Below are 23,892 nucleotides of genomic sequence, written 5' to 3'. Positions count from 1 at the left end.
GACGTCGTGCCCACGAAGGAGCGTCCACGCCATGATCGACGAGATCTCGCCGACCAAGTCAGCCGAGCCTGCAGCTCCGACCAGCCGGCGAGCACCACAACTTCTCCGCGGCGCGGGTCCACCCACGGTGGCCCGAACCAGCGGCCCCCCGTTCGGTCTGGCTCAGCTCGGGATCAGCTTCGGCGCGAGCTTCACGAGCTTCGGCAGGAACGCTTGGGCGCCCGGCGTCCCGGTCGCCTTCTCCGTAGTGAGCGAGAGCGTGTAGACGGTCTCGTCCCCGAGCCACCCGATGCGCGCGATCGGGCCCGCCTGCCCGGTGGCAGCGACCACCTGCTTGTACGCCGCCCGGCCGAGTCCGTTCTGCTCGTCCGCGTTCTCCGGGACGAAATCCTTCTCGAAGTCGTCCTTGGAGACCTCGCCGTCCAAGGGCGTGGCAACGAACGTCAGGTCCGGGAGCGACTGCTCCAGCGGCAGCAACACACACGTCCGCACCCCGCCGGACTTCCCGCTCGCGGCAGCGACCTCGAACGTGATCCCGAGTGCTTCCCGCACCTCCGCGAACGTCACCGAGGCGCAGACCCCGCCCGCTTGCGCCGCCGGCGGCAGGCTGGTCGGCACCGCCGACGGTGACGCGGACGGCGTCGCGGCCGCCGGGGTGGACGCCGGCAGCGTGGGCGCGACCGCCTCGGTCGCCGGCGCGGACGGCTTCTCCGGGTCGTCCCCCGTGCAGGCCGTTGTGGCGGCCAAGCCGCCGAGCGCGAGGACGACACCCGCCACGCGGGCGGCCCGGCGGACGGCGGTACGCGAGCGCATCTCCAACTCCTCCGGCTCCTCGTGCTGGGGCGCGCGACCGACGTGGGGCCGGTCGGCGCGTTCATCCGGCGGCCATCATTCCGCATCCATGCCGCCGGTCCGGCGGGGGGCAGAATTCCGTTGGTCCGGCCGTCCGCTCCGACCACGACCCGGTCGCGAGCCGGGAGGCGCCGAGTGCCGGAAACCTCCGAGGCCGAGCGCCGATTCCATGTCCGAGGGGCGGAACCCGTTCTCCAGGCTGGTGAGCACCAGATCCGCCATCCGGTAGTCCGGATCGTCGTCCAGTGCCCGCCGGAGATACGCGTCGGCCAGCGCGCCGTCGCCCCGACGATAGGCAGCCACCGCAAGCAGCGTGGCCGGGGCCGCGGCGTACGGCGGTGGTACGCGCCGCACCAGTTCGCGCCAGAGGCCGGCCGCTGCGTCGGCGAGCGGTCCGCCGGTCCAGGCGAACGACGAGTCACGGACGGCCAGATCGGCGAGCGCGACCGCGACCCGCGCGATCGTCCGGTCGTCGTACGGACTGCCCACGCCGCCCGCACCACCGGTCGGTGCCCCGTCAGGCGCCGGGTCCCCGTCCACTGGGTCCCCGTCAGGCGCCGGGTACTCGTCCGCCGTCGCGGGGGCCGCGGCGCGAAGGAGCGCTTGGATCTCGTCGAGCTCGCGACCGGACCGGTTACCCGTCGCGTCCGCGGCGACGGCGTCCTCGCGGGCTCGGATCGCCGCCAGCAGCGCGTCGGTCGGCTCGCCCGGGTCGCGCTCCACGGACGCGACCAGCTCGGAGCGATCCGCGAACACTGGGCGCCCCGCGGCGACCCGCAGCACCTCCAACAGCGTGGCGGGACCGGAGCCGAGCGGCAGCCCGTCCGGCGGACAGCAGGGCCGCTCGCACGTGTACGACCACCAGCGTCCGCCCTCGGTCCGCAGTAGCTCGCGCACCTCCACGCCGGCCTCGCCGAGAGCGTGCTCGACCGCGAACGCCGCCGCCGCGCCGGGAAGGAACGACCGCCCCCGGGACGGTGCCGACCCCGAGACTGGCACCGGCCCGGTAACGGGTGCGGAGCCTGAAACTGGTGCCGACCCCGAGACTGGCACCGGCCCGGTAACGGGTGCGGAGCCTGAAACTGGTGCCGACCCCGAGACTGGCACCGGCCCGGTAACGGGTGCGGAGCCTGAAACTGGTGCCGACCCCGAGACTGGCACCGGCCCGGTAACGGGTGCCGACCCCGGGACTGGTGCCGACCCCGGATCTGCCACCGACCCCCGCTCGTTAGCGGCCGCCGCCGGCGCTCGCCCGGCGTCCGGAGCAGTCTCGGTGAACAGGACCACGACGCACGCGGAGAGCCGTTCGGCGGCCAGCCGACCGGCGACCTGGTCGGCGACCTCGGACTCGGCGCCAGTCGTGGGGAGGTCGATCCGCAGGGTCATGTGCAGCCGCAGACGCCGGCCGGTCAGGCCGAGTACGACGAGGCTCGCGGTGGGGTGGAACCCGAGGAGTTGCGGGATCGCCCGGACGATCTCCGGCGGGGTGCTCAACCGCACCACCGACCGGCCGGGCGGGGACTGGAACGTGGTCATGTCCGCCGACTGTGGCCCCGGATCCCGTCCGGGACGACGCCCCTCGCGGCGGGGCTGGAACAACTCGCCCGGTTGTGGAAACCGGCACGGCGACGAGCGCTCGCGCTACTCGCGCGCCGCGATCCGCTCGCGCTACTCGCGCACGGCGGTCCGGGTACGACCGGTCAGCGCAGGGTGCCGGCACGCCACGCGTCGGCGGCCCGGCCGAGGCCGTCCGCGCACGCACGATTCCGCCCGGCGCGGTCCCGCTCGACGTCGCCCTCCGATCCCTCGGCGGCGAGGAAGAGCCGACCGGCGGCGACCACCCGGAAGAAGGCCGCACCGCGCTCCAGCGCGACGTCCAGGTCGCCGTGGTAGAGCCCGGTGAGCACGGTGTCCGCCATCGACGCGATCGCCTCCGGGTCGGCGTCGTCCTGAACCCCGGCCACGACCTCGTCGACCGGCGCCAACGACCGCCCGGTGCGGTAGAGGCGAGCCACCTCGGATCCGTTCTCGGTGCACCACGTCCGCAGCAGGTAGAGCGCCCACAGCGCCCCCGGCAGCGAGTCCGGCGGAGCCCCGCGCCAGAGTTCCGCCAGTGTGTCCAACCCCACGGTGTCCGCGAGGTGCACGAACCGGTCCGCGGGGTCGTCCGCCGCGTCACGCCCAGCGGAGACCAGCGCCGCGGCGGTGGCATGCGCCAGCTCCATCCGGGCGGACGGCTCCCCCTCGGCCCAGCTGGCAGCGAGTCGCTCCAGATCGGCAGCGAGGATGGGGCGGGTATGACGGGGCGGTTCGGACACGAAGGCGGCCTCCTGAGCTCACACACCCCTCTGGGCGGACGGTGCAGTCGACGGTGGGACGAGGTCCAGCGTAAGCACGGTTGCGGCAACACGCGGCGCCTCTAGACGATCCGACGACGACAGGAACCCCAGGAGACCCTGTACCGTGGTGTGCAGTGCGTCGGTCCGATCCAGGCCCCCGGTCCCAACTAAGTCGCTGCGAGCGACCTTCCGCCGAGAGGCGACCCGGCGGGTCGGCGTACCCAGAGGCCGTCCCGTTCGCGGGGCGGCCTTTGCTATTTCGCTACGGTCCGCCTCGCAGTTGTCCACAGGCAGGCGAGTCCCCGCTGCCGTCGTTGCCGGTAACCGCTACCGTCTGCAGATCGTGACCCGTCCCGCCTCGCCAACCGCGCTCCCGCGAGCAACGGTCCTGCTCCCCCAGCGGCGATCCGGGCCGTTGCGTGCCCTCGGCGTCCGCATGTTCGCGGCGCTGTCGCTGGTGCTGATTACGGTCGCGGTGGTGTATGTCGACCGAGACGGCTACCACGACAACACCGGCAGCCCGTTGAGTCTGCTCGACGCGGCGTACTACGCCGTGGTCACGCTCTCGACGACCGGCTACGGCGACGTCGCGCCGGCATCACCGTCCGCCCGGCTGGTGAACGTGTTGTTCATCACGCCGGCGCGGGTCTTGTTCCTGATCATCCTGGTCGGCACCACGCTCGAGGTCCTGACTGAGCAGTACCGCGGGCAGTTCCGGCGTGAACGGTGGAGGTCGACGGTGCGGGACCACTACGTGGTGTGCGGCTACGGCACGAAGGGCCGCAGCGCGGTCGAGGCGCTGCTGGAGAACGGCATCCCGAAAGAGAAGATCGTCGTCGTCGAGCGTGACCACCGGGTCGCGCAGCAGGCTGTGAACGCGGGACTGGCGGTCGTGGAGGGCTCGTCCGGCCGCTCCGCCGTGCTCGCCCAGGCCCAGGTCGACCGGGCCACCGCGATCATCGTCGCGCCGGACGCCGACGACGCCGCGGTGCTGACGACGCTGACCGCACGCCAGCTGACCAACGGCCAGGTACGCATCGTCACGACCGCACGCGAGGCGGAGAACGCGCCGCTGCTCAAGCAGAGCGGCGCCCACCAGGTCGTGGTCTCCTCCGCGACGGCCGGGCGGCTGCTCGGCCTGGCGACCACCGACCCGCCGGTCATCGACGTCGTCGAGGACCTGCTCACGCCCGGCCACGGAATGGCGTTCGCGTGCCGGTCGGTGGTGCGCGACGAGGTCGGCAAGTCACCGCGGACACTCGACGAGGTGGTCATCGCGATCACCCGGCGCGGTCGGGTGATCCCGCTGGTCGAGCCCGAGACCCACAAACTGGAGACCGGCGACCTGCTCGTCTACATCCGCGACGACCGACCGAGCAACTCGACCAATCACTCCTGATCAGGAGAACCGATGTCTGCCTCCACCGAGGCAACTCCGCACACCGAACGGGCCGCCCTCCGGGAGCAGGCCGAGAAGCACCTCCGGAATCTCGTCGGCAATCCCGATGCCCGGCTCCGCGACGACCAGTGGACGGCGATCGAGGCCCTGGTGGCCGACCGGCGCCGCGCGCTCGTCGTCCAGCGCACCGGGTGGGGTAAGTCGGCGGTGTACTTCGTCGCCACCGCACTGTTGCGCTCGACCGGTGCCGGGCCGACCGTGATCGTCTCGCCGCTCCTCGCGCTGATGCGGAACCAGATCGCCGCGGCCGCGCGCGCCGGCGTCCGCGCGACCACGGTCAACTCGACGAACGCCGAGGACTGGAAGCAGATCTACGCGTCGATCGGCGAGGGTGAGGTCGACGTCCTCCTGGTCTCGCCGGAGCGGCTGAACAACCCGGAGTTCCGCGACGAGGTGCTCCCCCGCCTGGCGGCCAGCGCCGGTCTGCTGGTGATCGACGAGGCGCACTGCATCTCCGATTGGGGCCACGACTTCCGGCCCGACTACCGCCGGATCCGGACGATGCTCGCCGACCTGCCCGCCGGCATCCCGGTGCTGGCCACCACCGCGACCGCGAACGAACGGGTGACCCAGGACGTCGCCGAGCAGCTGTCGGTCACCGGAGCGCGCACGCTCGACGACGTCCTGGTGCTCCGCGGAAATCTCGACCGGTCGTCCCTGCACCTCGGCGTGGTCGCGCTGCCGAATCAGGCGGCACGGCTCGCCTGGCTCGCCGACCACCTCGACGAGCTCGAGGGCTCCGGCATCATCTACTGCCTCACGGTCGCGGCGACCCAGGACGTCGCCGACTACCTGCGCGAGCGGGGCTACCCGGTGGCGGCCTACTCCGGTCAGACCGAGCAGACCGAGCGGCTCGTCGCCGAGGAAGACCTGCTGCACAACCGGGTGAAGGCGCTGGTCGCCACGTCGGCGCTGGGGATGGGCTTCGACAAGCCCGATCTCGGCTGGGTGGTGAACCTGGGGGCTCCGCCGTCGCCGATCGCCTACTACCAGCAGGTCGGACGCGCCGGGCGCGGTACCGAGCAGGCCACCGTCGTCCTGCTGCCGGGCCGCGAGGACCGCGACGTCTGGGACTACTTCGGGTCGCTGGCGTTCCCGCCGGAGCACGAGGTTCGGGAGACGCTCCGGGTACTGGCCGAGCAGGATCGTCCGCTCTCCACGGCCGCGCTGGAGACGTACGTCCCGCTGCGCCGGACCCGGCTGGAGATGATGCTCAAGGTCCTCGACGTCGACGGGGCCGTGCGCCGGGTGAAGGGCGGCTGGACCGCCACCGGACAGCCGTGGAGTTACGACGCCGAACGGTACGCCCGGGTGAGTGCCACCCGGCGCACCGAACAGCAGGCGATGCTCGACTACCTGACCACCACCGAGTGCCGGATGGGGTACCTCCGCCGGGCGTTGGACGATCCGGACGCCCAGCCGTGCGGGCGCTGCGACAACTGCGGCGGGCTCGCGCTGTCGGCGGTCACCGATCCGGCCAGCCTCGAAGCGGCCACCGACCGGCTCAGCCGTCCCGGCATACCGGTGGAGACGCGGCGGATGTGGCCGACCGGCATGGGCACGATCGGCATCGAATTGAAGGGCAAGATCCCCCGGGACCAGCAGGCCGAGCCGGGCCGGGCCATCGCCCGCCTCACCGACCTCGGGTGGGGCAACCAGCTACGGGAGCTGTTCCGGCCGGAGACGCCGGACGGGGAGCTGCCGGTTCCGCTCCGGCACGCGCTGGTGCAGGTCTTCGACGCCTGGAAGTTCGGCACTCGGCCGGACGGCATCGTCCACCTCGACTCGCTCAGCCACCCGCAGCTGGTGGCTCACGTCGCCAACGGGCTGTCCCGCTACGCGAAGATCCCGGTGCTGACCCGATTCGACATCGTCGGCCCGGCCGGCACCGGCGAAGGGGCGATGAATTCCGCGCAGCGGCTCCGCGCGGTCGCCGACCGGTACGTGCTGGACAGCCCTGCGGCGGTCGAGGGTCGCACGGTGCTGCTCGTCGACGATCGGGTCAATACCGGCTGGACGCTCACGGTGGCGGCCAGGGCGCTGCGCCGGGCGGGCGCCGAGGCCGTCTACCCACTGGTGCTCGCCGCCGAGAGCTGAGTCACGTCCGGCAGCCGTCCAGCATCCCGGTCAGCGCAGACTTGTCCGACTTCGTGATCGGCAGGTCGTACTTGGACACCGCGCGGACGTAACGCACCGCGTAGGCGCACTGGTACTGCTTGGGCGGGCGCCATGCCGACGGGCCCTTGTCGCTCTTCGACTGGTTCGACGACCCGTCGACCGCGAGCAGGTTGTCGGGGTCGTTCGCGAACGCCAACCGCCGGGCGGCGGACCACCGCTTGGCCCCGGACGCCCAGGCGCGCGACAGCGGGACGATGTGGTCGATCTGAATCTTGGACTTGTTCGTGTACCGCGCCCCGTTGTACTCCGAGACCCACGCGCCGGCCGTGACCTTGCACCCGCTCGTGCCGGTCTTGGTCCGGATGGTGCCCGGTACGGCGTCGCGGCGCAGGATGTCGTTGCGGGTGTCGCAGCCGTTGCGACCGAACTGGACACCCGTGGCGGCATCGCTCCAGGAGTCGCCGAACGCGTCCCGCTCGTAGCTCGAATCCCTACCGGGGATCGTCTTGATCTCCAGGGATCCCAACTGCTGGCGCGCCTGCGAGAGGGTCGACGGTTTCACCGACCCCGCGTTGCCGCCCGCGTCGGCCGTACCGGACGCCCCGGCCGACGTCGTGGGTTCGAGCACCGGCAGACCGGTCTCGGAGCAACCCGCACCGAGAACCAGCACCGCCACCATCGTGCAGGCCGCGACGAGACGCGACCGTCGTATGTTCCGCACCCAGTACCTCCGGCAACCGCCATACCCGGTCGCCGTGGTCCTCACCCGACGGTCACACGCTGGCTGGCGCCCGCAGCTTACGGCGGGACCACCCGGTCGGCTCTCGTCGGCCCGGCCGAGTTACACGGACGCCGTCGCCCCGGNCGGGAGCAGAAGCTCCCGGGGCGACGGCGTTCGAGCGGGCGGTGCCGGACGACGTCCGGCCGGTCGGCACCGCGCCGCAGGGATCAGCTGCAGCCGGACGTGCTGCCGCAGCCCTCGCAGACGAAGCACGACCCGGCGGGCCGCATCTTCACCCCGCAGGTGAGGCAGAGCGGCGCGTCGGCCGCCGTTCCCTGCACCAGCTCGAGCAGTTCGGTCGACGAGTGGGCGCTGCTCAGGTCACGCGGCGCCGGAGCCGGCTCGGCCGCCTTCTTCGGTGCCGGCGCTTCCCGCGGCGCCGAGACCGCCATCCCGGCGATGTCCACGTCGTCGTTCGACGCACCGTCGAGCTCGGCCGCCCGCTCCGAGTTGGTCAGGATCCCCATTTCGGCGCGGGTCTCCTTCGGCAGGTGGTCGAGGGCCAGCCGCCGGAAGATGTAGTCGATCACCGAGCTGGCGATCCGGATGTCCGGGTCGTCGGTCATACCGGCCGGCTCGAACCGCATGTTGCGGAACTTCTCGACGTACTGCTCCAGCGGGACGCCGTACTGCAGCGCGACCGAGATGGCCACCGAGAAGGCGTCCATGATCCCCGCCAGCGTCGAGCCCTGCTTGCCGAGCTTGAGGAAGACCTCGCCGAGGCCATCGTCCGGGTAGGTCGACGCGGTGAGGTAACCCTCGGCGCCGGCCACCGAGAACGAGGTGGTCGTGCTCGGGCGGGTCTTCGGCAGACGCTTGCGCACGGGCCGGTACTCGACCACGGTCTGCACCGGCGCCTCGGCGGGCGCGTTGCCGGCGGCCCGCGCGGCGTCGGCCTTCTTGCCACCGACCGACAGCGGCTGGCCGACCTTGCAGTTGTCGCGGTAGACGGCGAGGGCCTTCAGGCCGAGCCGCCAGCCCTCGGCGTAGACCTTCTCGATGTCCTCGACCGTCGCCGACTCGGGCAGGTTGACGGTCTTGGAGATCGCGCCGGAGATGAACGGCTGCACCGCGGCCATCATCCGGACGTGGCCCATCGGGCGGATCGAGCGCTCACCCATCGCGCAGTCGAACACCTCGTAGTGCTCGCGGCGCAGGCCGGGAGCGTCCACGACGTGGCCGTTCTGCGCGATGTGCTCGACGATCGCCTCGATCTGCTCGTCCTGGTACCCCAGCGTCCGCAGCGCCTGCGGCACGGTCTGGTTGACGATCTGCATCGAGCCGCCGCCGTCGAGCTTCTTGAACTTGACCAGGGCCAGGTCGGGCTCGATGCCGGTGGTGTCGCAGTCCATCATCAGGCCGATCGTGCCGGTCGGGGCCAGCACCGAGGCCTGCGCGTTGCGCCAGCCGTTCTTCGCGCCGATCGTCAGGCCGTTCTGCCACTCGGCGGTCGCGAGCTTGAGGACCTCGGCGTCGTCGGCACCGACCGGGCGCACCGCGTCGTTGGCGGCAGCGTGCTTGCGCATGACCCGCTGGTGGCCCTCGGCGTTCCGGGCGTAACCCTCGTACGGGCCGACGATGCCGGCCAGCTCGGCCGAGCGGCGGTACGCGACACCGGTCATCAGCGAGGTGATCGCGGCGGCGAGCGAGCGGCCACCGTCGGAGTCGTACGCGTGCGCGGTGGCCATCAGCAGCGCGCCGATGTTCGCGTAGCCGATGCCCAGCTGGCGGAACTTCCGCGTGGTGTCGGCGATCGGCTCGGTCGGGAAGTCGGCGAAGCAGATCGAGATGTCCATCGCGGTGATGACCAGCTCCACCGCCTTGACGAACGTCGGACCGTCGAACGTGCCGTCCGGACGGAGGAAGCGCATCAGGTTCAGCGACGCGAGGTTGCAGGACGAGTTGTCCAGGTGCATGTACTCCGAGCACGGGTTCGACGCGGTGATCCGGCCGGACTCCGGCGTGGTGTGCCAGTCGTTGATCGTGTCGTCGTACTGGATGCCCGGGTCGGCACACTCCCAGGCGGCCTGGGCGATCTTGCGGAACAGCTTCTTCGCGTCGACCGTGTCGATCACCGAGCCGTCGAGACGGGCCCGGAGGTGGAACTCGCCGCCGTCCTCGACCGCCGTCATGAACTCGTCCGAGACGCGGACCGAGTTGTTCGCGTTCTGGTACTGGACGCTGTTGATGTCCTTGCCGCCGAGGTCCATGTCGAACCCGGCGTCCCGCAGCGCGCGGATCTTGTCCTCCTCGCGCGCCTTGGTCTCGATGAACTCCTCGATGTCGGGGTGGTCGACGTCGAGCACGACCATCTTCGCGGCCCGGCGGGTGGCACCGCCGGACTTGATCGTCCCGGCGCTGGCGTCGGCGCCACGCATGAAGCTGACCGGGCCGGACGCGGTGCCGCCGCTGGCCAGCAGCTCCTTGGACGACCGGATGCGGGACAGGTTCAGACCGGCACCGGAGCCGCCCTTGAAGATCAGGCCCTCCTCCCGGTACCAGTTCAGGATCGAGTCCATCTCGTCGTCGACCGAGAGGATGAAGCACGCCGAGACCTGCTGCGGTGCGCTGGTGCCGACGTTGAACCAGACCGGCGAGTTGAAGCTGAACACCTGGTGCAGCAGCATCCAGGCCAGCTCGTGCTCGAAGATCTCGGCGTCCTCGGGCGTGGCGAAGTAGCCGTGCTCCTGACCGGCCTTGCGGTACACCCGGACGACCCGGTCGATCAGGTGCCGGAGGCTGTTCTCCCGCTGCGGCGTTCCGAGCGCGCCCCGGAAGTACCGGGTCGTGACGATGTTGGTGGAGTTCAGAGACCAGAAGTCGGGGAACTCGACACCGCGCTGCTCGAAGTTGACCTTGCCGTCCCGCCAGTTCGTCATGACGACGTCGCGGCGCTCCCACGTCACCTCGTCGTACGGGTGGACGCCCGCCGTGGTGAACACCCGCTCGACAGTCAGGCCCTTACCGACGAGCCCCTTGGCGGCCGATGGCGCGGAAGTCCGCTTGCCCTGGCTCCGAGGAGTAGGCGCGGCACCCCCGCGACTCGCCCCTGTGGTGTCGGTTGATGAGCCAACCGTCTCGGTCATCGGCGTCCCCTGTTCCCTCGTGAAGATTCTCGCGGTCTAAGAACTCTTGGCCCACGGCGCGTGGGCATGGCAAAGCGCGCTGACGACGCGCCCGCCGGTAGTGCCTGGGTTATGTCGGCTATCGATTTCTCGAGCGCACACGAGCGCCCGCTGTTGCGCTTCGGGCTCCGGGCGTTTCAGGTCCGCCCCGAACCGAACCGCCCTCTCCGTCATCGCCCGGCCTCGTCGCCGGGCCGTTCAGGTGTGGCCGCTACCCGACGCCCCTCAGGGGCTGGTGGCCTGCGCGTCGACGAGCCGGTCGAGCTGCTCGTCGACCTTCTCCGCCGGGCCCGCGCCCGCCGGGATCGGCGGCGACGCGGTCACGTCCACCACCGGACGGAGGGCTTCGCTGTCGGCCGCGGGCCGGTTCTCCCGGAGCGCGGCGATCTCCGCCTCGAAGTCCTCCAACGAGGCGAACGAGCGGTAGACGCTGGCGAACCGGATGTAGGCCACCTCGTCGAGCTCGCGCAGCGGACCGAGGATGGCCAGGCCGACCTCGTGCGACGCGACCTCGGCGGCGCCCCGTGCCCGGACCGCCTCCTCGACCTTCTGAGCCAGTACGGCCAACGCATCCGCGTCCACCGGCCGTCCCTGACACGCCTTCCGGACGCCCGCGACGACCTTGGCGCGGCTGAACGGCTCACTGACCCCACTGCGCTTGACGACAGCCAGCACCGGCTCTTCCACCGTGGTGAAGCGCCGGGAGCACCGGGTGCAGGAACGCCGCCGCCGGGTGACCTGACCGTCCTCGGCTTCACGGGAGTCAACCACCCGCGAGTCGGGGTGCCGGCAGTACGGGCACTTCACGGCGTCTCCCCTTCCGGCAACTCTGACCGTCGTCCATCCGGTGTCCGAACGGGTACGCACCATGGAAGGATCGGGAGCCCTCCGGGAGGACTTCGACCCAACCTGTAGGTGAGTTACACGCTCGTAAGCACTAGATCTAGTGGCGACAGTAGGCCTGTGGTCCCACGACCGCAAGCCGACCCGCCGGAGAAATCCCGGATCTCGGACGAAACACCGGCAACTTCTACAGGCTGTTCGCCACTGGCGACACAGCGTGCGAACGGGAGCGGCGTTATCCACAACCGGTAGTGGTTCACTCGGCCGCGGCCCACGACTGGTAGCGTCCCTCGGTGTCCGGAGCGGGCTCGTCGCGGTAGTGCCGGTAGGTCGCCAGCACCCGGTCGTAGTCGATGCCGAGCACCGGGCCCGCGCCCCGTTCGGCGATGTCGACGTCCCGCCAGATCGAGTAGTCGGCCGGATCCCGCAGCAGCCCCCGCGCCGCGCAATAGTCGTACATCTCCGTGCCGGGCAGCGGATTGAGGATGTTCGGGTTCGGGAACGTCGGCGCGACGGCGTCCATGAACGTGTGGTGAGCCGCGTAGTCCTCGTCGGTCTCGGTGGGAACCCCGAGCAACAGGTTCGCGCCCACCTGGACGTCGTGCTCACGGCAGAGCTGCGCCACCGCGACGCCGTCCGCGACCGACGTGCGCTTGCGCATGAAGTCCAGCAGACGCTGGGATCCGCTCTCGAACCCGAACCAGACCGTGATCCGCTGCCCCTCCCGGTCCCGACCAGCCTGGGCTTCGCCCAGGCACTCCGCGAGCGCCCGGTTGAAGCGGTTGACGTGCCCGTTGAACATCAATCCGACGTGCGGAAGCTCCGCGTCCATCCGCCGGACGACGCCGGTCAGCAGCGGAAGGTTGAGGGTGGCGATCGGGTCGGCGATCGTCACGAAGTCGACGCCCCAGCGGCGGACGTACTCGTGCAGCTCGGCCATCACCCGGTCGACCGTGCGGAAGCGGCGGCGCGGCGGCTCGAACACCGCCCGATTCGGCAGCTCGCAGAACGTGCACTGCATCGGGCAGCCGCGACCGAGCTGGAGGTAGACCGGCCGGTAGCCGTCGGAGTCCGCGTAGACGCCGCGGTAGCAGTCGAAATCGGCGTAGGGCGGCAACACGTCCATGTCCGGCCACGGGGTGCCCTCGACGACCGGCGGCAGCGTCTCCCCGGCAACCACGCGGTCGTACAGATCGAGGATCGCCGACTCACCCTCGCGCCGGACGACGCAGTCGAACGCGCCCGTCGCTACCGTGGCCTCGGTGTGGATGCTGGCGTGCACGCCACCGGCGATCACCACGCGCCCCGGCTGCCGAACCGCACGGGCCAGCGCGACCGCCTCGGCGGCATTGGGAGAGAGGTAGCTGAAACCGACCAGGTGGGGGTCGAAGTCGTCGACCGCGGCGACCAGCACGTCGGCCGGTTGCAGCCGGGAGTCGAACAGCTCGACGTCGGCACCGTGCTCGAGGAGCAGCGTGCCCAGCAGCTGGGGACCGATCGGCGGGCTCATCACCGGCCGGAGCTCGCTCTCCGGTTGACCGACGTAGACCAGCGCCACCCGGAGCCGTCGCCGGGGCACGTCGCCGGCCACCCGTTGCTGCTCTCCGGCGTCCATCCACTCTCCGATCCGGCGCGACCACCGCCCGCGCCGGGACGCCAGCCTACCGTCCGGCGCTCCCGGTGCCGGACGGGGGAAACCGATGGCGACGCAGGCTGCGTCAGTAGGCCGGAAGGAGCAGACGCTCGCCGACCCGCACGGTGGAGTCGGACATGTCGTTGAGTTCTCGGATGTCGGCCATCGTCGCGCTCCGCGGCCGCTCGGGCGCGATTTCGTCGGCGATGGTCCAGAGGGTGTCACGCTCGGTGACGATCATGCTGCGCGAGGACACCGGCGTCACGCCGTCGGTCCGAGCGGAGACCGACACGGCGAACGCCATCAGGACGACGCCGAGCAGGACGACGCTGCGCACCAGGGCCCGCCCTCGCCGCGTCAAGCGCAGCGGCGGTGGCCCGGAGTGGGTCCCGCACGGAGCGGGCCGGCGACGCTCGGGCAACCCGCCCTCGCCCGCACCCCCCCTCGCGCGGGGCACCGGGCCGGAAGCCGCGGTGTCGTCCGCGACCATCTCCGACAGGCCGACCCCGGCGCCGGAACGGCAACGGCCGGATCGTTGCCGCGGCAGCCGGGGCGCACCTTCGCCCGCGGGAGACGGGCAGGGCGTCGCCGCCCGCGCGCTGCGACGCGAACGCCGCGCCCGCCCGCCGGACACCACCGCCCGCACGGGCGAGCGCCCGGCGCCGACCCGGAGAGCCTGTTCGAACGGGTCGCTCTCCGCGGCCTCGCCGGGCGGGTTCGGGACGTCGGACAGCGTTGGCACCAGCTTGAGCGTGACCACACGCACCCCCGGGGAAGCCGAACACGTACGAGAGTTCGAACGAACGCGTGTACGATCTTTACCATGTTCCGAGGTTCGATACCAGGCTTGCCGAGCCTTTAGTTCGACCGTATGTTCGGATCCGGCAGCGCGACACCTCCTCGGTCGCGCAGACCACGGATCCGGCCGACCCGGCCGACCCCATAGACCGCTATCCGACGCGCCGACGTCGTACGTTTGTTTGAAATCCTCGTCCACAGTGGCTACGGTCAACGGGCGAGGCGACGGCGGCGGCGCCGTCAGACGAGGAGGAAACCGTGACGCGACAAGGCCGCAGTTCGACGGATGGAGCTGGTGGCGAACCCGCCGCCCGCACCGCCGACACCGGCCAGGTCGAGGCCGTCTCCGGCACCGGTGTCGTCGACGCTGTCTCCGAGCGCGGCGCGGTCGGAAGCGTGGCCCCCACTGCCGGCTCGACCCCCTCCGCGGACACGGCTCCGGCCGCACCGCGCCGTCGTGGACGCCGCAGCACCACCACCGCCGGGACACCGCTCAGCCCACGCCAGCGGCGGATCCTCGAAGTGATCCGCGACTCGGTCGAGACGCGGGGATACCCGCCCAGCGTCCGGGAGATCGGCGAGGCGGTCGGTCTCACCTCACCGTCGAGCGTCGCCTACCAGCTCCAGGCGTTGCAGGAGAAAGGGCTGCTGCGGCGCGACCCCAACCGTCCGCGTGCGGTCGACATCCGCACGCCCGGCGCTGCGTCGGCCGGCCGCGACACGGTTGTCGAGATCGGCGGTGGCCCCGGCTCGACGGCCGGTGGAACGGCCCCGGCCGACAGCGACGGCCGCCCGGCTCCGGTGAACGTCCCGGTTCTGGGCCGCATCGCCGCCGGTGGCCCGATCCTGGCCGAGCAGGCCGTCGAGGACGTGTTCCCGCTCCCCCGCGAGATCGTCGGCGACGGCAACCTGTTCCTGCTCCGCGTCGTCGGTGACTCGATGGTCGAAGCGGCGATCTGCGACGGCGACTGGGTGGTCGTCCGCCAGCAGCCCGACGCCGACAGCGGCGACATCGTCGCGGCAATGCTCGACGGCGAAGCGACCGTCAAGCGTCTGCGGCGGCGGGACGGTCAGGTGTGGCTGGTGCCGCACAACGCCGCCTACGAGCCGATCCCCGGTGACGAAGCGACGATCCTCGGCCGGGTGGTCACGGTACTTCGCCGGCTCTGAGCGGCCCGGGCCGCGTCTGCGCAGCCCAAGCACGCTCTACGCAGCCCAGCACGTCGATGGCCGGCCCCACGGACGGGGTCGGCCATCGACGTCTCGGAAGCAGTACGGGGTCAGCCGTCGTAGCGGGGTCAGCCGTCGTAGCGGGGGCGGTCCGGAGGTGGCGGCGGACGCCGTCCACCGGGTGGCGGTCGCCCGTCGTCGTCGTGCCGGGCACCGTCTCGCCGTCCTCGATCGCCGCCACCCGCCGGTCTCTCGCCGGGCGGAGGCGGCGGACGCATCCGGTCACCGCCCGGCGGACGGGCCCGTCCACTGCCGGTGGTCTCCCAGTCCGGGTCGCGGCCGCCACGACCACCGCGGACGTCTCCGGTGCGGTTGTCGCCCGTGCGGCTGTCCCAGCCTCGTCCGTCGGTGTCGCGCCCGTCCCGGCCACCGCGGCCGTCGCCGTCGCGTCCCCCGCCGTACGTCGTGCCCGGAGGCATCGGCGGGGGGCCGGCCCGGCGGGCACGGGTCGGGGCCGACCGGTCGACCGGCGGAGGCGGTGGCGCCGCACCCGGCCGAGCCGAGCCACGGCTACCCCCACCGGCCGCCGGACGCGGCGGTCCACCCGGCTCCCGGACCCGGCCGCTGCCGGTCGTCTCGGGGTCAACGGCGCCACGTGGCGGCACGGCGGCGCGGCGTACGCGGCCGCCCCCGGTGGTCGTCGGATCGCCCGGCCCAGGTCGAGCCGGCGGCGGCGGTCCCTGCGGACGTCGGACCCGGCCGCTGCCGGTCGTCTCGGGGTCGAATCCGCCGGACCCGCCGGACGGACTGCTGCCGTACACGGTGCCGCGCCCGGACGGCCCGGATACCGGCGCGGCTCCGGCAACGGACGCCGCACCGGTGACCGATGCAGCGCCTGCAGCCGGCCCCGACACCGAGGCCGCACCGGCGACCGGTGCCGCACCCGCGCCCGGGCCCTCGGAGCGGAAACCGCCGTCCGGACCAGCGCCGACGGGCCGAGCCGCGCCGCGCGGGGATGGCGGTACCGCGGCCCCGCCACGCGCCCCGTCCGGGCGTCCGCCGTCCGGTCGTCCGCCGTACACCGCGCCGGCCACCCGGGGCAGCTGCATGGTCTCCGCGGCCGGGACCGGCTCCTCGAAGTCCGGCTCACCGGGCCGGCCTCCCGGCCCGTTCCCGATTCGCGGACCGGCCCCGACGCGCGGGCCGCGCGGCGGGCCGTCGATCGCCGGGTCCTGGGCCCGCTTGCGGAACCGCACGATGCCGACGATGCCGGCGACCAGCAGCCCGAGCCCGATCAGGCCGACCACGGCGACCAGAGTGGTGATCTGGGAGAAGCTGATGCTCGACAGGAACCCGCCGTCGGAGTCGGTGTCCGCGCCGCTCCCGGTGTCGCCGGCGGCCTGCGTTGCCTGCGCCTGGTTGGCGGTCGCCCAGCGCTGCAGCGCCGACGCCGGGTTGGCCTTGGTCCCCTCCGGGATCGTGAGGAACGACTTGCCGTCGGGCGCGTAGGTGACGGCCTCGCCCTGCTGCCCCTGCTGACCGGTGAGCAGCGTCTTCCGGGGCTTGCCGGAGGTGAGCGCCTTCGCGGCGTCACCGTCGGCGACGTCCCACTCGTAGATCGAGGTGTACGTACGGAGCGCCACCCGCTTGCCGTCCGGGGACAGTGCCCCTCCAGTGACCAGCTCGCCCGCGCCCAGCGCGGCGGTACCGACCAGCGTCAGCGGGACCGCCTGCTCCGCGGATTTCGACGGGCCGCTGATCGGTTGGCTCGCCTTGTAGACCTTGGCGCTACCCGTCGGCGTCTTGGTGACCACGACCGGCACGTTGTTGTTCTGGACCAGCAGAGCTTCGGCGTTCTTCGCGCCGTCCGGGTAACGCATCCGCTGGATCGTCGGCGTGCCGGACGCGGGGAACAGGTGGACGGCGATCGTCTCGCGCTCCGGCGCGGAGTCGCTGTCACCGATGTCAGCTACCCAGTACGCGCCGTCCGAGGTGCGGGCCAGATCTTCGGGGTCGAACGGGTCGACGTCCGAGGTCAGGGTGTCGGTCACCGCGCACTTGGCGTCGAGGAGGTAGATCGAGACCTGCTCGACCGTATCGTCACTGTCCGTGATGACCGCGTATCCGTCGTCGACCGCCACCAAGCCGCTGATCTCCGGCAACCGGTTGTCGTTCACCGTGCAGACGGCCTGCGGCGCGGCGAGAGCGGCCTGACCGCCCGGCAGCAGGGCGAAACCCACCCCGAGCAGGAGGGCCACCAGGATCCGTCGACACCGTGTCACGCCCCCAGTCTTGCAGACGAGTGGACGCCTGGTCGGCGGCGTTGCGAAGGACGTCGGCCGCGACGGCGAGAGGCACGTCACCGGGTGTTCACCTGTTCGTCCCTTCGGCGGAGACGACGAACCGGAGTAGGCACGACGACGGCGGGCCGACCAGTGGATCGACCCGCCGCGTGTGGACGCTGATCACTCAGCGCTATCGACACCCATCGCCCGGTCTGTTACCGGATCGGTACCGCTCAAGCACTCTGCGCGGTACCGGCGTACGGCTGGAGCGCCGACGCCAGCCCCGGGTGCACCCGGACGTGCAACTCCGTGCCGTCTGTCGTGTGCTTGCTGGAGAGCACCTCGCCCTCGGCGTGAATCCGGGAGACCAGGCCACCCTGGTCGTACGGCAGCCGGACCCGGAGCTCCAGAGCCGGACGGGGCAGCAGGTCCTCGACCGCCGCGCGCAGCTCCTCGATGCCCTCCCCCGTGTGCGCCGATACGACCAGCGCACCCGGCAACGCCTGACGCAGCCGGAGCAGAGCCTCCGGGTCCGCGGCGTCGGCCTTGTTGACGACGAGCAGCTCGGGCACCTGGCCCGCCTCGATGTCGGCGAGCACCTCGCGCACCGCGTTCACCTGGGACAGCGGGTCGGGGTGCGACCCGTCGACGACGTGCAGCAGCAGGTCGGCGTCGGCGACCTCCTCCAACGTCGAGCGGAACGCCTCGACGAGCTGGTGCGGGAGGTGGCGGACGAAGCCCACGGTGTCCGAGAGCGTGTACTCGCGGCCGTCCGCGGCCTGGGTCCGCCGGGTCGTCGGGTCGAGCGTGGCGAACAGAGCGTTCTCCACCAGGACACCGGCGCCGGTGAGCCGGTTGAGCAGGCTGGACTTGCCGGCGTTGGTGTACCCGGCGATCGCGACGCTCGGCACCGCGTTGCGTCGCCGCTGGCTGCGCTTGGTGTCGCGGGCCTGCTTCATGCCCTTGATCTCCCGGCGCAGCTTCGACATCCGCTCACGGATCCGTCGCCGGTCGGTCTCGATCTTGGTCTCACCGGGTCCGCGCGTGCCCACGCCGCCGCCGGCGCCACCACCGGCGCCACCGGCCTGCCGGGACATCGACTGACCCCAGCCACGCAGCCGGGGAAGCATGTACTCCATCTGGGCCAGGGACACCTGCGCGCGGCCCTCGCGGGACCGGGCGTGCTGGGCGAAAATGTCCAGGATCAACGCGGTCCGGTCGATCACCTTGACCTTGACGACCTTCTCCAGCGCGGTCAGCTGCGCCGGCGAGAGCTCGCCGTCGCAGATCACCGTGTCGGCGCCGGTCGCCAGGACGACCTCGCGCAGCTCCGCGGCCTTGCCGGAGCCGATGTAGGTGGCCGGGTCCGGCCGGTCGCGCCGCTGCATGAGGCCCTCGAGGACCTGTGAACCGGCGGTCTCCGCAAGGGCCGCCAGCTCTGCCATCGAGTTGTCGGCGTCTTCGGCGCTGCCCTCGGTCCACACCCCGACCAGGACGACCCGCTCCAACCGCAGCTGTCGGTACTCGACCTCGGTGATGTCGGTGAGTTCGGTGGAGAGCCCGGCGACCCGCCGCAAGGCTTGCCGGTCTTCGCGGTCGAGCTGGTCGCCGTCGAAGACGTCAAAATCTTCGTCCGCCACCGGCTCCGGAGAGAGCTCGGGGCGGAGCCGAATGGCGCTGTCGCCGAGTGCGCCGGCTCGACGTGCGGTGGTCGAAGGGCTCATCGGCAGATCAACTCCATCAGTAGTCAGTGCGGGTTCCTCTCGATCGGAGATCCTGCGCACGCATGGTGACACGTGCGCCTGGTCGGAGGCATCCGGAATAGTCCGAGTGGACGCGGAAGCCCTGCCCCCCGGGGGTTCCGCGCACTGAAACGCCGCACCCCGCGTGAGCCGACCAGGTCTACCGTTCGTAACGGCGCCACAGCGTTCTGGATTCCCGGTTTCCGGGCACCTCACTCCTGGACGAACCGATCTCTCGGCGAACCGCCCACGCGGACGCCGAAGCGTTTCTGGAAGGATTCCGACGGACGCCCGGCGGGGCCGCCCGCCGCACCCGACAGGCTCACAGCACCCGGCCGCGCCCGGCCGGTCAGACGGAGGAAACCCGTGTCCACGCCGATGCCCAGTGCAGGCTTTTCGATCACCATCCGCGTCGCCGCCCCGGCCGACCCCACCGGCGTCGGGCGGCTCACGACCGCGGTCGGTACGGCCGGCGGTGTGGTGACGGCACTGGACGTCGTCGACTCCGACGCCGACCGGGTGCTCGTCGACCTGACCTGTGACACCGCCGACGGGCCGCACGCGGACGCCGTCGTCGCGGCGCTCCACGCGGTGCCGGGCGTCGATGTCCGGAAGGTCTCCGACCGCACGTTCCTGCTCCACCTCGGCGGCAAGATCGAGGTCACGCCGAAGGTGAACCTCCGTACCCGCGACGAGCTCTCCCGCGCCTACACGCCGGGCGTCGCGCGGGTCTGCCGGGCGATCGCCGAGAACCCGGACGACGCGCGCCGGCTCACCATCAAGCGGAACACGGTCGCCGTGGTGACCGACGGCTCCGCCGTGCTCGGCCTGGGCAACCTGGGCCCAGCCGCGGCGTTGCCGGTGATGGAGGGCAAGGCCGCGCTGTTCAAGCGCTTCGCCGGGGTGGACGCGTGGCCGGTCTGCCTCGACACCCAAGACACCGACGAGATCGTGTCGATCGTCCGGGCGCTGGCGCCGGTGTACGGCGGCATCAACCTGGAGGACATCGCCGCGCCGCGGTGCTTCGAGATCGAGACCCGGCTGCGGGACGAGCTGGACATCCCGGTGTTCCACGACGACCAGCACGGCACCGCGATCGTCGTGCTGGCCGCGCTGACCAACGCGCTGCGCGTCGTCGGGAAGGACCTCAAGGACGTGCGGATCGTCGTCTCGGGCGCCGGAGCCGCCGGCACCGCGATCATGAAGCTGCTGCTCGCCGAGGGCGTCGGCGACATCATCGCGTGCGACCGGGACGGTGCGCTGCACACCGGGTCGCACGGGCTGAACCCGAGCATGCAGTGGCTCGCCGAGCACACCAACTCCGGCGGCTACTCCGGCTCGCTCGCCGGGGCGCTGCGCGGCGCGGACGTGTTCATCGGGGTGTCGGCCCCGAACCTGCTGACCGGCGAGGACATCGCCGCGATGGCGGACCGCTCGATCGTGTTCGCCCTGGCCAACCCCGACCCGGAGGTGGACCCGCGGGCAGCCCGCGAGCACGCCGCGGTAGTGGCGACCGGGCGCTCGGACGAGCCGAACCAGATCAACAACGTGCTCGCGTTCCCCGGCGTGTTCCGCGGGCTGCTGGACGCGCAGGCGCGCGAGTTCACGCTGCCGATGGCGCTGGCCGCGGCGGAGGCGATCGCGAACGCGGTCGGTGCGGACAAGGTCAACCCGAGCGTGATCGTTCCCAGCGTCTTCGACCCGTCGGTGGCCCCTGCGGTCGCGGCCGCGGTCGTGGACGCCGCCCGCCGTACCACTGCCTGAGTTCTCCGGTCCGCGGGAATGATGTGGCTCCGGGCTCACCAGGACGAGCCTGAGGCCACATCATTCGCCGATGAGCAACGGGCTGCGGGCGCGCCGCCGGCTCAGACGTAGGACGCGGGATCTCCCAGCGCGGCGATCAGGTCGGCCAGCTCACCGACGACCCCGGGACGCCCGACCAGGATCGACTTGCTCTTCAGGCTCCACTCCCCGCCCTCGAGGTCGCGCAGCTCGCCCCCGGCCTGCCGGAGCAGCAGCGCGCCCGCCGCGTTGTCCCAGGCGTGGTTGCCGAAGTTGAGCGCGGCGCCGACCGCGCCGGACGCGGCCCAGGCCAGCTCGACCGCGGACGACCCGAACATCCGCACCCGCAGCGCCTGGTGGGAGACCGCGTTCGCGAGCGCCATCCGGAACCGGAACGGATATCGCGGAGTCGGACCGCCGTGCGTCCCCTTCGGCGCCACGTTGCCGAGCGCCACCGTGACGTCGTCGAGGCCGGTGGGCTGCAGTATCGGCATCGCCTCGCCGTTGCGCTCCAGCGGACCACCGTCGATCGCCTGGTACGCCTCGCCGAAGAGCGGCAGCCGGATCAGCCCGACCACCGGCCGGCCCTCCTCCAGTAGCGCGAGGCTGATGCCGGTCAGCGGGATCCGCGCGGTGTAGTTCGCGGTGCCGTCGATCGGGTCGAGCACCCAGGTCACGCCGGTGTGCAGATCGGGGCCGCCGAACTCCTCACCGTGCATCGCCAGCCCGGTCCGCTCGTTCAGCGCCGTGGTGATCTGCCGCTCCAACGCCAGGTCGGCGGCGGTCGCCCAGTCGCCGACGCCCTTGACGACCTCTTCCTTGGCGCCGATCTCGCTGACGAAGAACGGCGTCACCTCGTCGAGGACGCCACCGGCGATCCCTGCGAGTTCCCGGAGCTGACCCGCGTCGAGGCTCACGCGCGGGGCCCGACGGTCGCGGCGCTCGGCTCGACCACCGGCGACACCGGCGCGGCGAGCGCCGCGGAGGCCACCGACGCCGGGGAGATCGGCGAAGTCGTGGCTCCCGGGGACGACGCCCCCGGAGGCGCGGACGGCGGTGACGGTGCGGGCTCGGCGAGAGCCTGAGCGAGCCACTGCGGAGAGATCTGCCCGCCGGCGACGAGCACGGCCGGTCCCTCCAGCAACGTCGTGGCGGTGGTGACCGTGACGGCGACCCGTCCGCCCGGAACGTCGATCGCGACCCGCCCGGTGCTCCGTCCCGCGGACCGGAGCGCGACCGCGCCGACCGCGCACGCGCCGGTGCCACAGGACCGTGTCTCGCCGGAGCCGCGCTCGTACACCCGCATCTTCACCCAGAGGTCGAAGCCCTCCGGGACACCGACGTCCGACGCGACCCGCGGGTCGCCGGCCAGCACGTTCACGACCTCGACGTTGACCCCGGTCGGGAACGTCGCGGAGTCGAACTCGGGCGCGGTCGACAGGTCGATCTCGTCGACCGGCAGCACGGTGCCGCAGACCAGGTGCGGGTTGCCCATCGAGACCGCGATGCCGGCGAACGGACGGCCACCGACCTGGACCACCGCTTCGGTGCCGGTCACCGCCGGACCCATGTCGACCGTGATGTCACTCTCGCCGTCGGGCACCACGACCAGCTTGGTGCCCGCGCGAGTGGCGATCCGCATCGTGCCGGGCTTCGCCAGCCCGGCTGCCACCAGGTACCGGGCGAATACCCGGCTGCCGTTGCCGCACATCTCCGCGATCGAGCCGTCGCTGTTGCGGTAGTCCATGAACCACTCGCCCTCCAGCCCGAGCCCTTCCGGGATCCGGGTGGTGCGGACGACACGCAGCAGCCCGTCAGCGCCGATCCCGGCCCGGCGGTCGCAGAGCGCCCGCACGAGCTGCGGCGGCACCTCCAGCACGCCTTCCGGGTCCGGCACGATGACGAAATCGTTCTCGGTGCCATGCCCCTTGGCGAAAGAAAGGGGCGCCTTGGCGAACGGCAGGGACCCGCTGACGGGGTTCCCGGGGGTCGGCGCGGAGTCGCTCACGCCTTCAGATCCTACGAGGGTTGTCGCCTGCTTCCCGCGCGAGTTGCTGTGACCCCTGATGCACCAGCGCCAGCGCGTCGACGAGTACCTGGCGCTCGTCGGTCGCGTCCAGCCACCGCACCCGGCCGTCCCGGCGGAACCAGGACCGCTGCCGCCGGACGAACCGCCGGGTCGCGGCCTGCGTCGCGGTGATCGCGCCGGGTTCGTCCAGCGCGCCGTCGAACATCCGCAGGATCTGCGCGTACCCCAGTGCCCGGGACGCCGTCCGTCCCTCGCGCAGCCCTTCGCGCTCCAGCGCGCGCACCTCGTCGACGAGCCCGGCCGCCCACATGAGGTCGACTCGCTGCTCGACCCGGACGTCGAGCTCGTCGACCGGCCGGTCCAGGCCGATCCGGACCGCCGGGTAGTAGGGCTGCGGGTCGGACGGCAGCTCCGCGGTGAACGAGCCGGTCAGCGCGATCACCTCCAGCGCCCGCACGATCCGCCGTCCGTTGCTCGGCAGGATCGCTGCCGCCGCGGCCGGGTCGGCGGCCGTCAGCCGCGCGTACAGCGGCGCCGGGCCCTCGGCAGCGAGCTCGGCTTCGAGCGCGGCGCGCAGCACCGGGTCGGTGCCCGGGAACTCCATCCGGTCGAGCACCGCGTCGACGTACAACCCCGAGCCGCCGACCAGGATCGGCACGCGTCCGGCCGCTCGCAGCGCGTCCACGGCGGCGCGGGCCAGGCGCTGGTAGGCGGCGACACTCGCGGTCTCGGTGACCGGCCAGACGTCGAGCAGGTGGTGCGGGACGCCGTCCTGCTCGGCGGTGGTGAGCTTGGCCGTGCCGATGTCCATGCCGCGGTAGAGCTGCATCGAGTCGGCGTTGACCACCTCGCCGCCGAGCGCCTTGGCCAGCGCCACGCCCAGGCCCGACTTGCCGGTCGCGGTAGGCCCCACGACAGCGACAACCACCGGTCCGT

General features: G+C 72.0%; 15 protein-coding genes and 2 pseudogenes. 4 read left to right on the top strand and 13 right to left on the bottom strand.

Annotated elements, in window-relative coordinates; all coding sequences use genetic code 11:
- Positions 1-162: 162 nt before the first annotated feature.
- The 3 genes from ABEB28_RS41330 to ABEB28_RS41320 form a co-directional block, all read right to left on the bottom strand.
- A complete protein-coding gene (locus tag ABEB28_RS41330; protein WP_345733780.1) occupies positions 163-813 on the bottom strand; it encodes a hypothetical protein in 651 nt (216 codons plus the stop codon).
- A 75-nt stretch (positions 814-888) separates the two neighbouring features.
- The gene (locus ABEB28_RS41325) at positions 889-2,388 is read right to left on the bottom strand and encodes a DUF4192 domain-containing protein (protein WP_345733779.1); all 1,500 of its coding nucleotides are present in this window, start codon (positions 2,386-2,388) and stop codon (positions 889-891) included.
- A gap of 164 nt (positions 2,389-2,552) precedes the next feature.
- Positions 2,553-3,170 (bottom strand): hypothetical protein, encoded by a 618-nt coding sequence (locus ABEB28_RS41320; protein WP_345733778.1) that lies wholly within the window; start codon positions 3,168-3,170, stop codon positions 2,553-2,555.
- 457 nt (positions 3,171-3,627) lie between these two features.
- Between ABEB28_RS41320 and ABEB28_RS41315 the strand changes: the two genes are divergently transcribed.
- On the top strand, positions 3,628-4,590 hold the full coding sequence (locus ABEB28_RS41315; RefSeq protein WP_345733787.1) for a potassium channel family protein: 963 nt from the start codon (positions 3,628-3,630) through the stop codon (positions 4,588-4,590).
- Between the two features lie 12 nt (positions 4,591-4,602).
- On the top strand, positions 4,603-6,747 hold the full coding sequence (locus ABEB28_RS41310; protein ID WP_345733777.1) for a RecQ family ATP-dependent DNA helicase: 2,145 nt from the start codon (positions 4,603-4,605) through the stop codon (positions 6,745-6,747).
- A 1-nt stretch (position 6,748) separates the two neighbouring features.
- Here the strand turns inward: ABEB28_RS41310 and ABEB28_RS41305 are convergent, their stop codons facing one another.
- The 5 genes and pseudogenes from ABEB28_RS41305 to ABEB28_RS41285 form a co-directional block, all read right to left on the bottom strand.
- The gene (locus ABEB28_RS41305) at positions 6,749-7,489 is read right to left on the bottom strand and encodes an HNH endonuclease family protein (protein WP_345733776.1); all 741 of its coding nucleotides are present in this window, start codon (positions 7,487-7,489) and stop codon (positions 6,749-6,751) included.
- 227 nt (positions 7,490-7,716) lie between these two features.
- Positions 7,717-10,635, bottom strand: a complete 2,919-nt coding sequence (locus tag ABEB28_RS41300; protein ID WP_376980695.1) for a vitamin B12-dependent ribonucleotide reductase — start codon at positions 10,633-10,635, stop codon at positions 7,717-7,719.
- Positions 10,636-11,046: 411 nt separating this feature from the next.
- A pseudogene (gene nrdR, locus ABEB28_RS41295) lies at positions 11,047-11,481 on the bottom strand (transcriptional regulator NrdR); the annotation flags it as partial.
- Positions 11,482-11,773: 292 nt separating this feature from the next.
- Positions 11,774-13,132: a B12-binding domain-containing radical SAM protein gene (locus tag ABEB28_RS41290; RefSeq protein WP_345733774.1), complete on the bottom strand. Its 1,359-nt coding sequence runs from the start codon at positions 13,130-13,132 to the stop codon at positions 11,774-11,776.
- A gap of 103 nt (positions 13,133-13,235) precedes the next feature.
- Positions 13,236-13,892, bottom strand: coding sequence for a LysM peptidoglycan-binding domain-containing protein (locus ABEB28_RS41285; protein WP_345733773.1), 657 nt, complete (start codon positions 13,890-13,892; stop codon positions 13,236-13,238).
- Between the two features lie 452 nt (positions 13,893-14,344).
- Here ABEB28_RS41285 and lexA point away from each other — a divergent pair, with 452 nt between their 5' ends.
- A complete protein-coding gene (gene lexA, locus ABEB28_RS41280) occupies positions 14,345-15,118 on the top strand; it encodes a transcriptional repressor LexA (protein ID WP_345733786.1) in 774 nt (257 codons plus the stop codon).
- A gap of 128 nt (positions 15,119-15,246) precedes the next feature.
- Here lexA and ABEB28_RS41275 read toward each other — a convergent pair whose 3' ends face one another.
- Positions 15,247-17,400: a hypothetical protein gene (locus tag ABEB28_RS41275; protein WP_345733772.1), complete on the bottom strand. Its 2,154-nt coding sequence runs from the start codon at positions 17,398-17,400 to the stop codon at positions 15,247-15,249.
- A 236-nt stretch (positions 17,401-17,636) separates the two neighbouring features.
- The gene (gene hflX, locus ABEB28_RS41270; protein ID WP_345733771.1) at positions 17,637-19,127 is read right to left on the bottom strand and encodes a GTPase HflX; all 1,491 of its coding nucleotides are present in this window, start codon (positions 19,125-19,127) and stop codon (positions 17,637-17,639) included.
- Between the two features lie 396 nt (positions 19,128-19,523).
- Here hflX and ABEB28_RS41265 point away from each other — a divergent pair, with 396 nt between their 5' ends.
- Positions 19,524-20,909 carry an NAD-dependent malic enzyme gene (locus ABEB28_RS41265; RefSeq protein ID WP_345733785.1) on the top strand — a complete coding sequence of 462 codons (1,386 nt, stop codon included), beginning with the start codon at positions 19,524-19,526 and terminating at the stop codon, positions 20,907-20,909.
- 101 nt (positions 20,910-21,010) lie between these two features.
- On the opposite strand, the gene ABEB28_RS41260 is transcribed toward ABEB28_RS41265, so the two are convergent.
- The 3 genes and pseudogenes from ABEB28_RS41260 to miaA all read right to left on the bottom strand — a co-directional run bounded on the left by ABEB28_RS41260 (position 21,011) and on the right by miaA (position 23,884).
- Complete coding sequence (locus ABEB28_RS41260) at positions 21,011-21,844, bottom strand: inositol monophosphatase family protein (protein ID WP_345733770.1); 834 nt, start codon at positions 21,842-21,844, stop codon at positions 21,011-21,013.
- Positions 21,845-22,017: 173 nt separating this feature from the next.
- Positions 22,018-22,890: pseudogene (gene dapF, locus ABEB28_RS41255) on the bottom strand (diaminopimelate epimerase); the annotation flags it as partial.
- 49 nt (positions 22,891-22,939) lie between these two features.
- Positions 22,940-23,884 carry a tRNA (adenosine(37)-N6)-dimethylallyltransferase MiaA gene (miaA, locus tag ABEB28_RS41250; RefSeq protein WP_345733784.1) on the bottom strand — a complete coding sequence of 315 codons (945 nt, stop codon included), beginning with the start codon at positions 23,882-23,884 and terminating at the stop codon, positions 22,940-22,942.
- Positions 23,885-23,892: the final 8 nt, after the last annotated feature.

Origin of the sequence: Cryptosporangium minutisporangium, from assembly GCF_039536245.1 — a bacterium.
Taxonomy (GTDB): Bacteria; Actinomycetota; Actinomycetes; order Mycobacteriales; family Cryptosporangiaceae; genus Cryptosporangium; species Cryptosporangium minutisporangium.
This window is presented reverse-complemented; position numbering and strand designations above follow the sequence as displayed.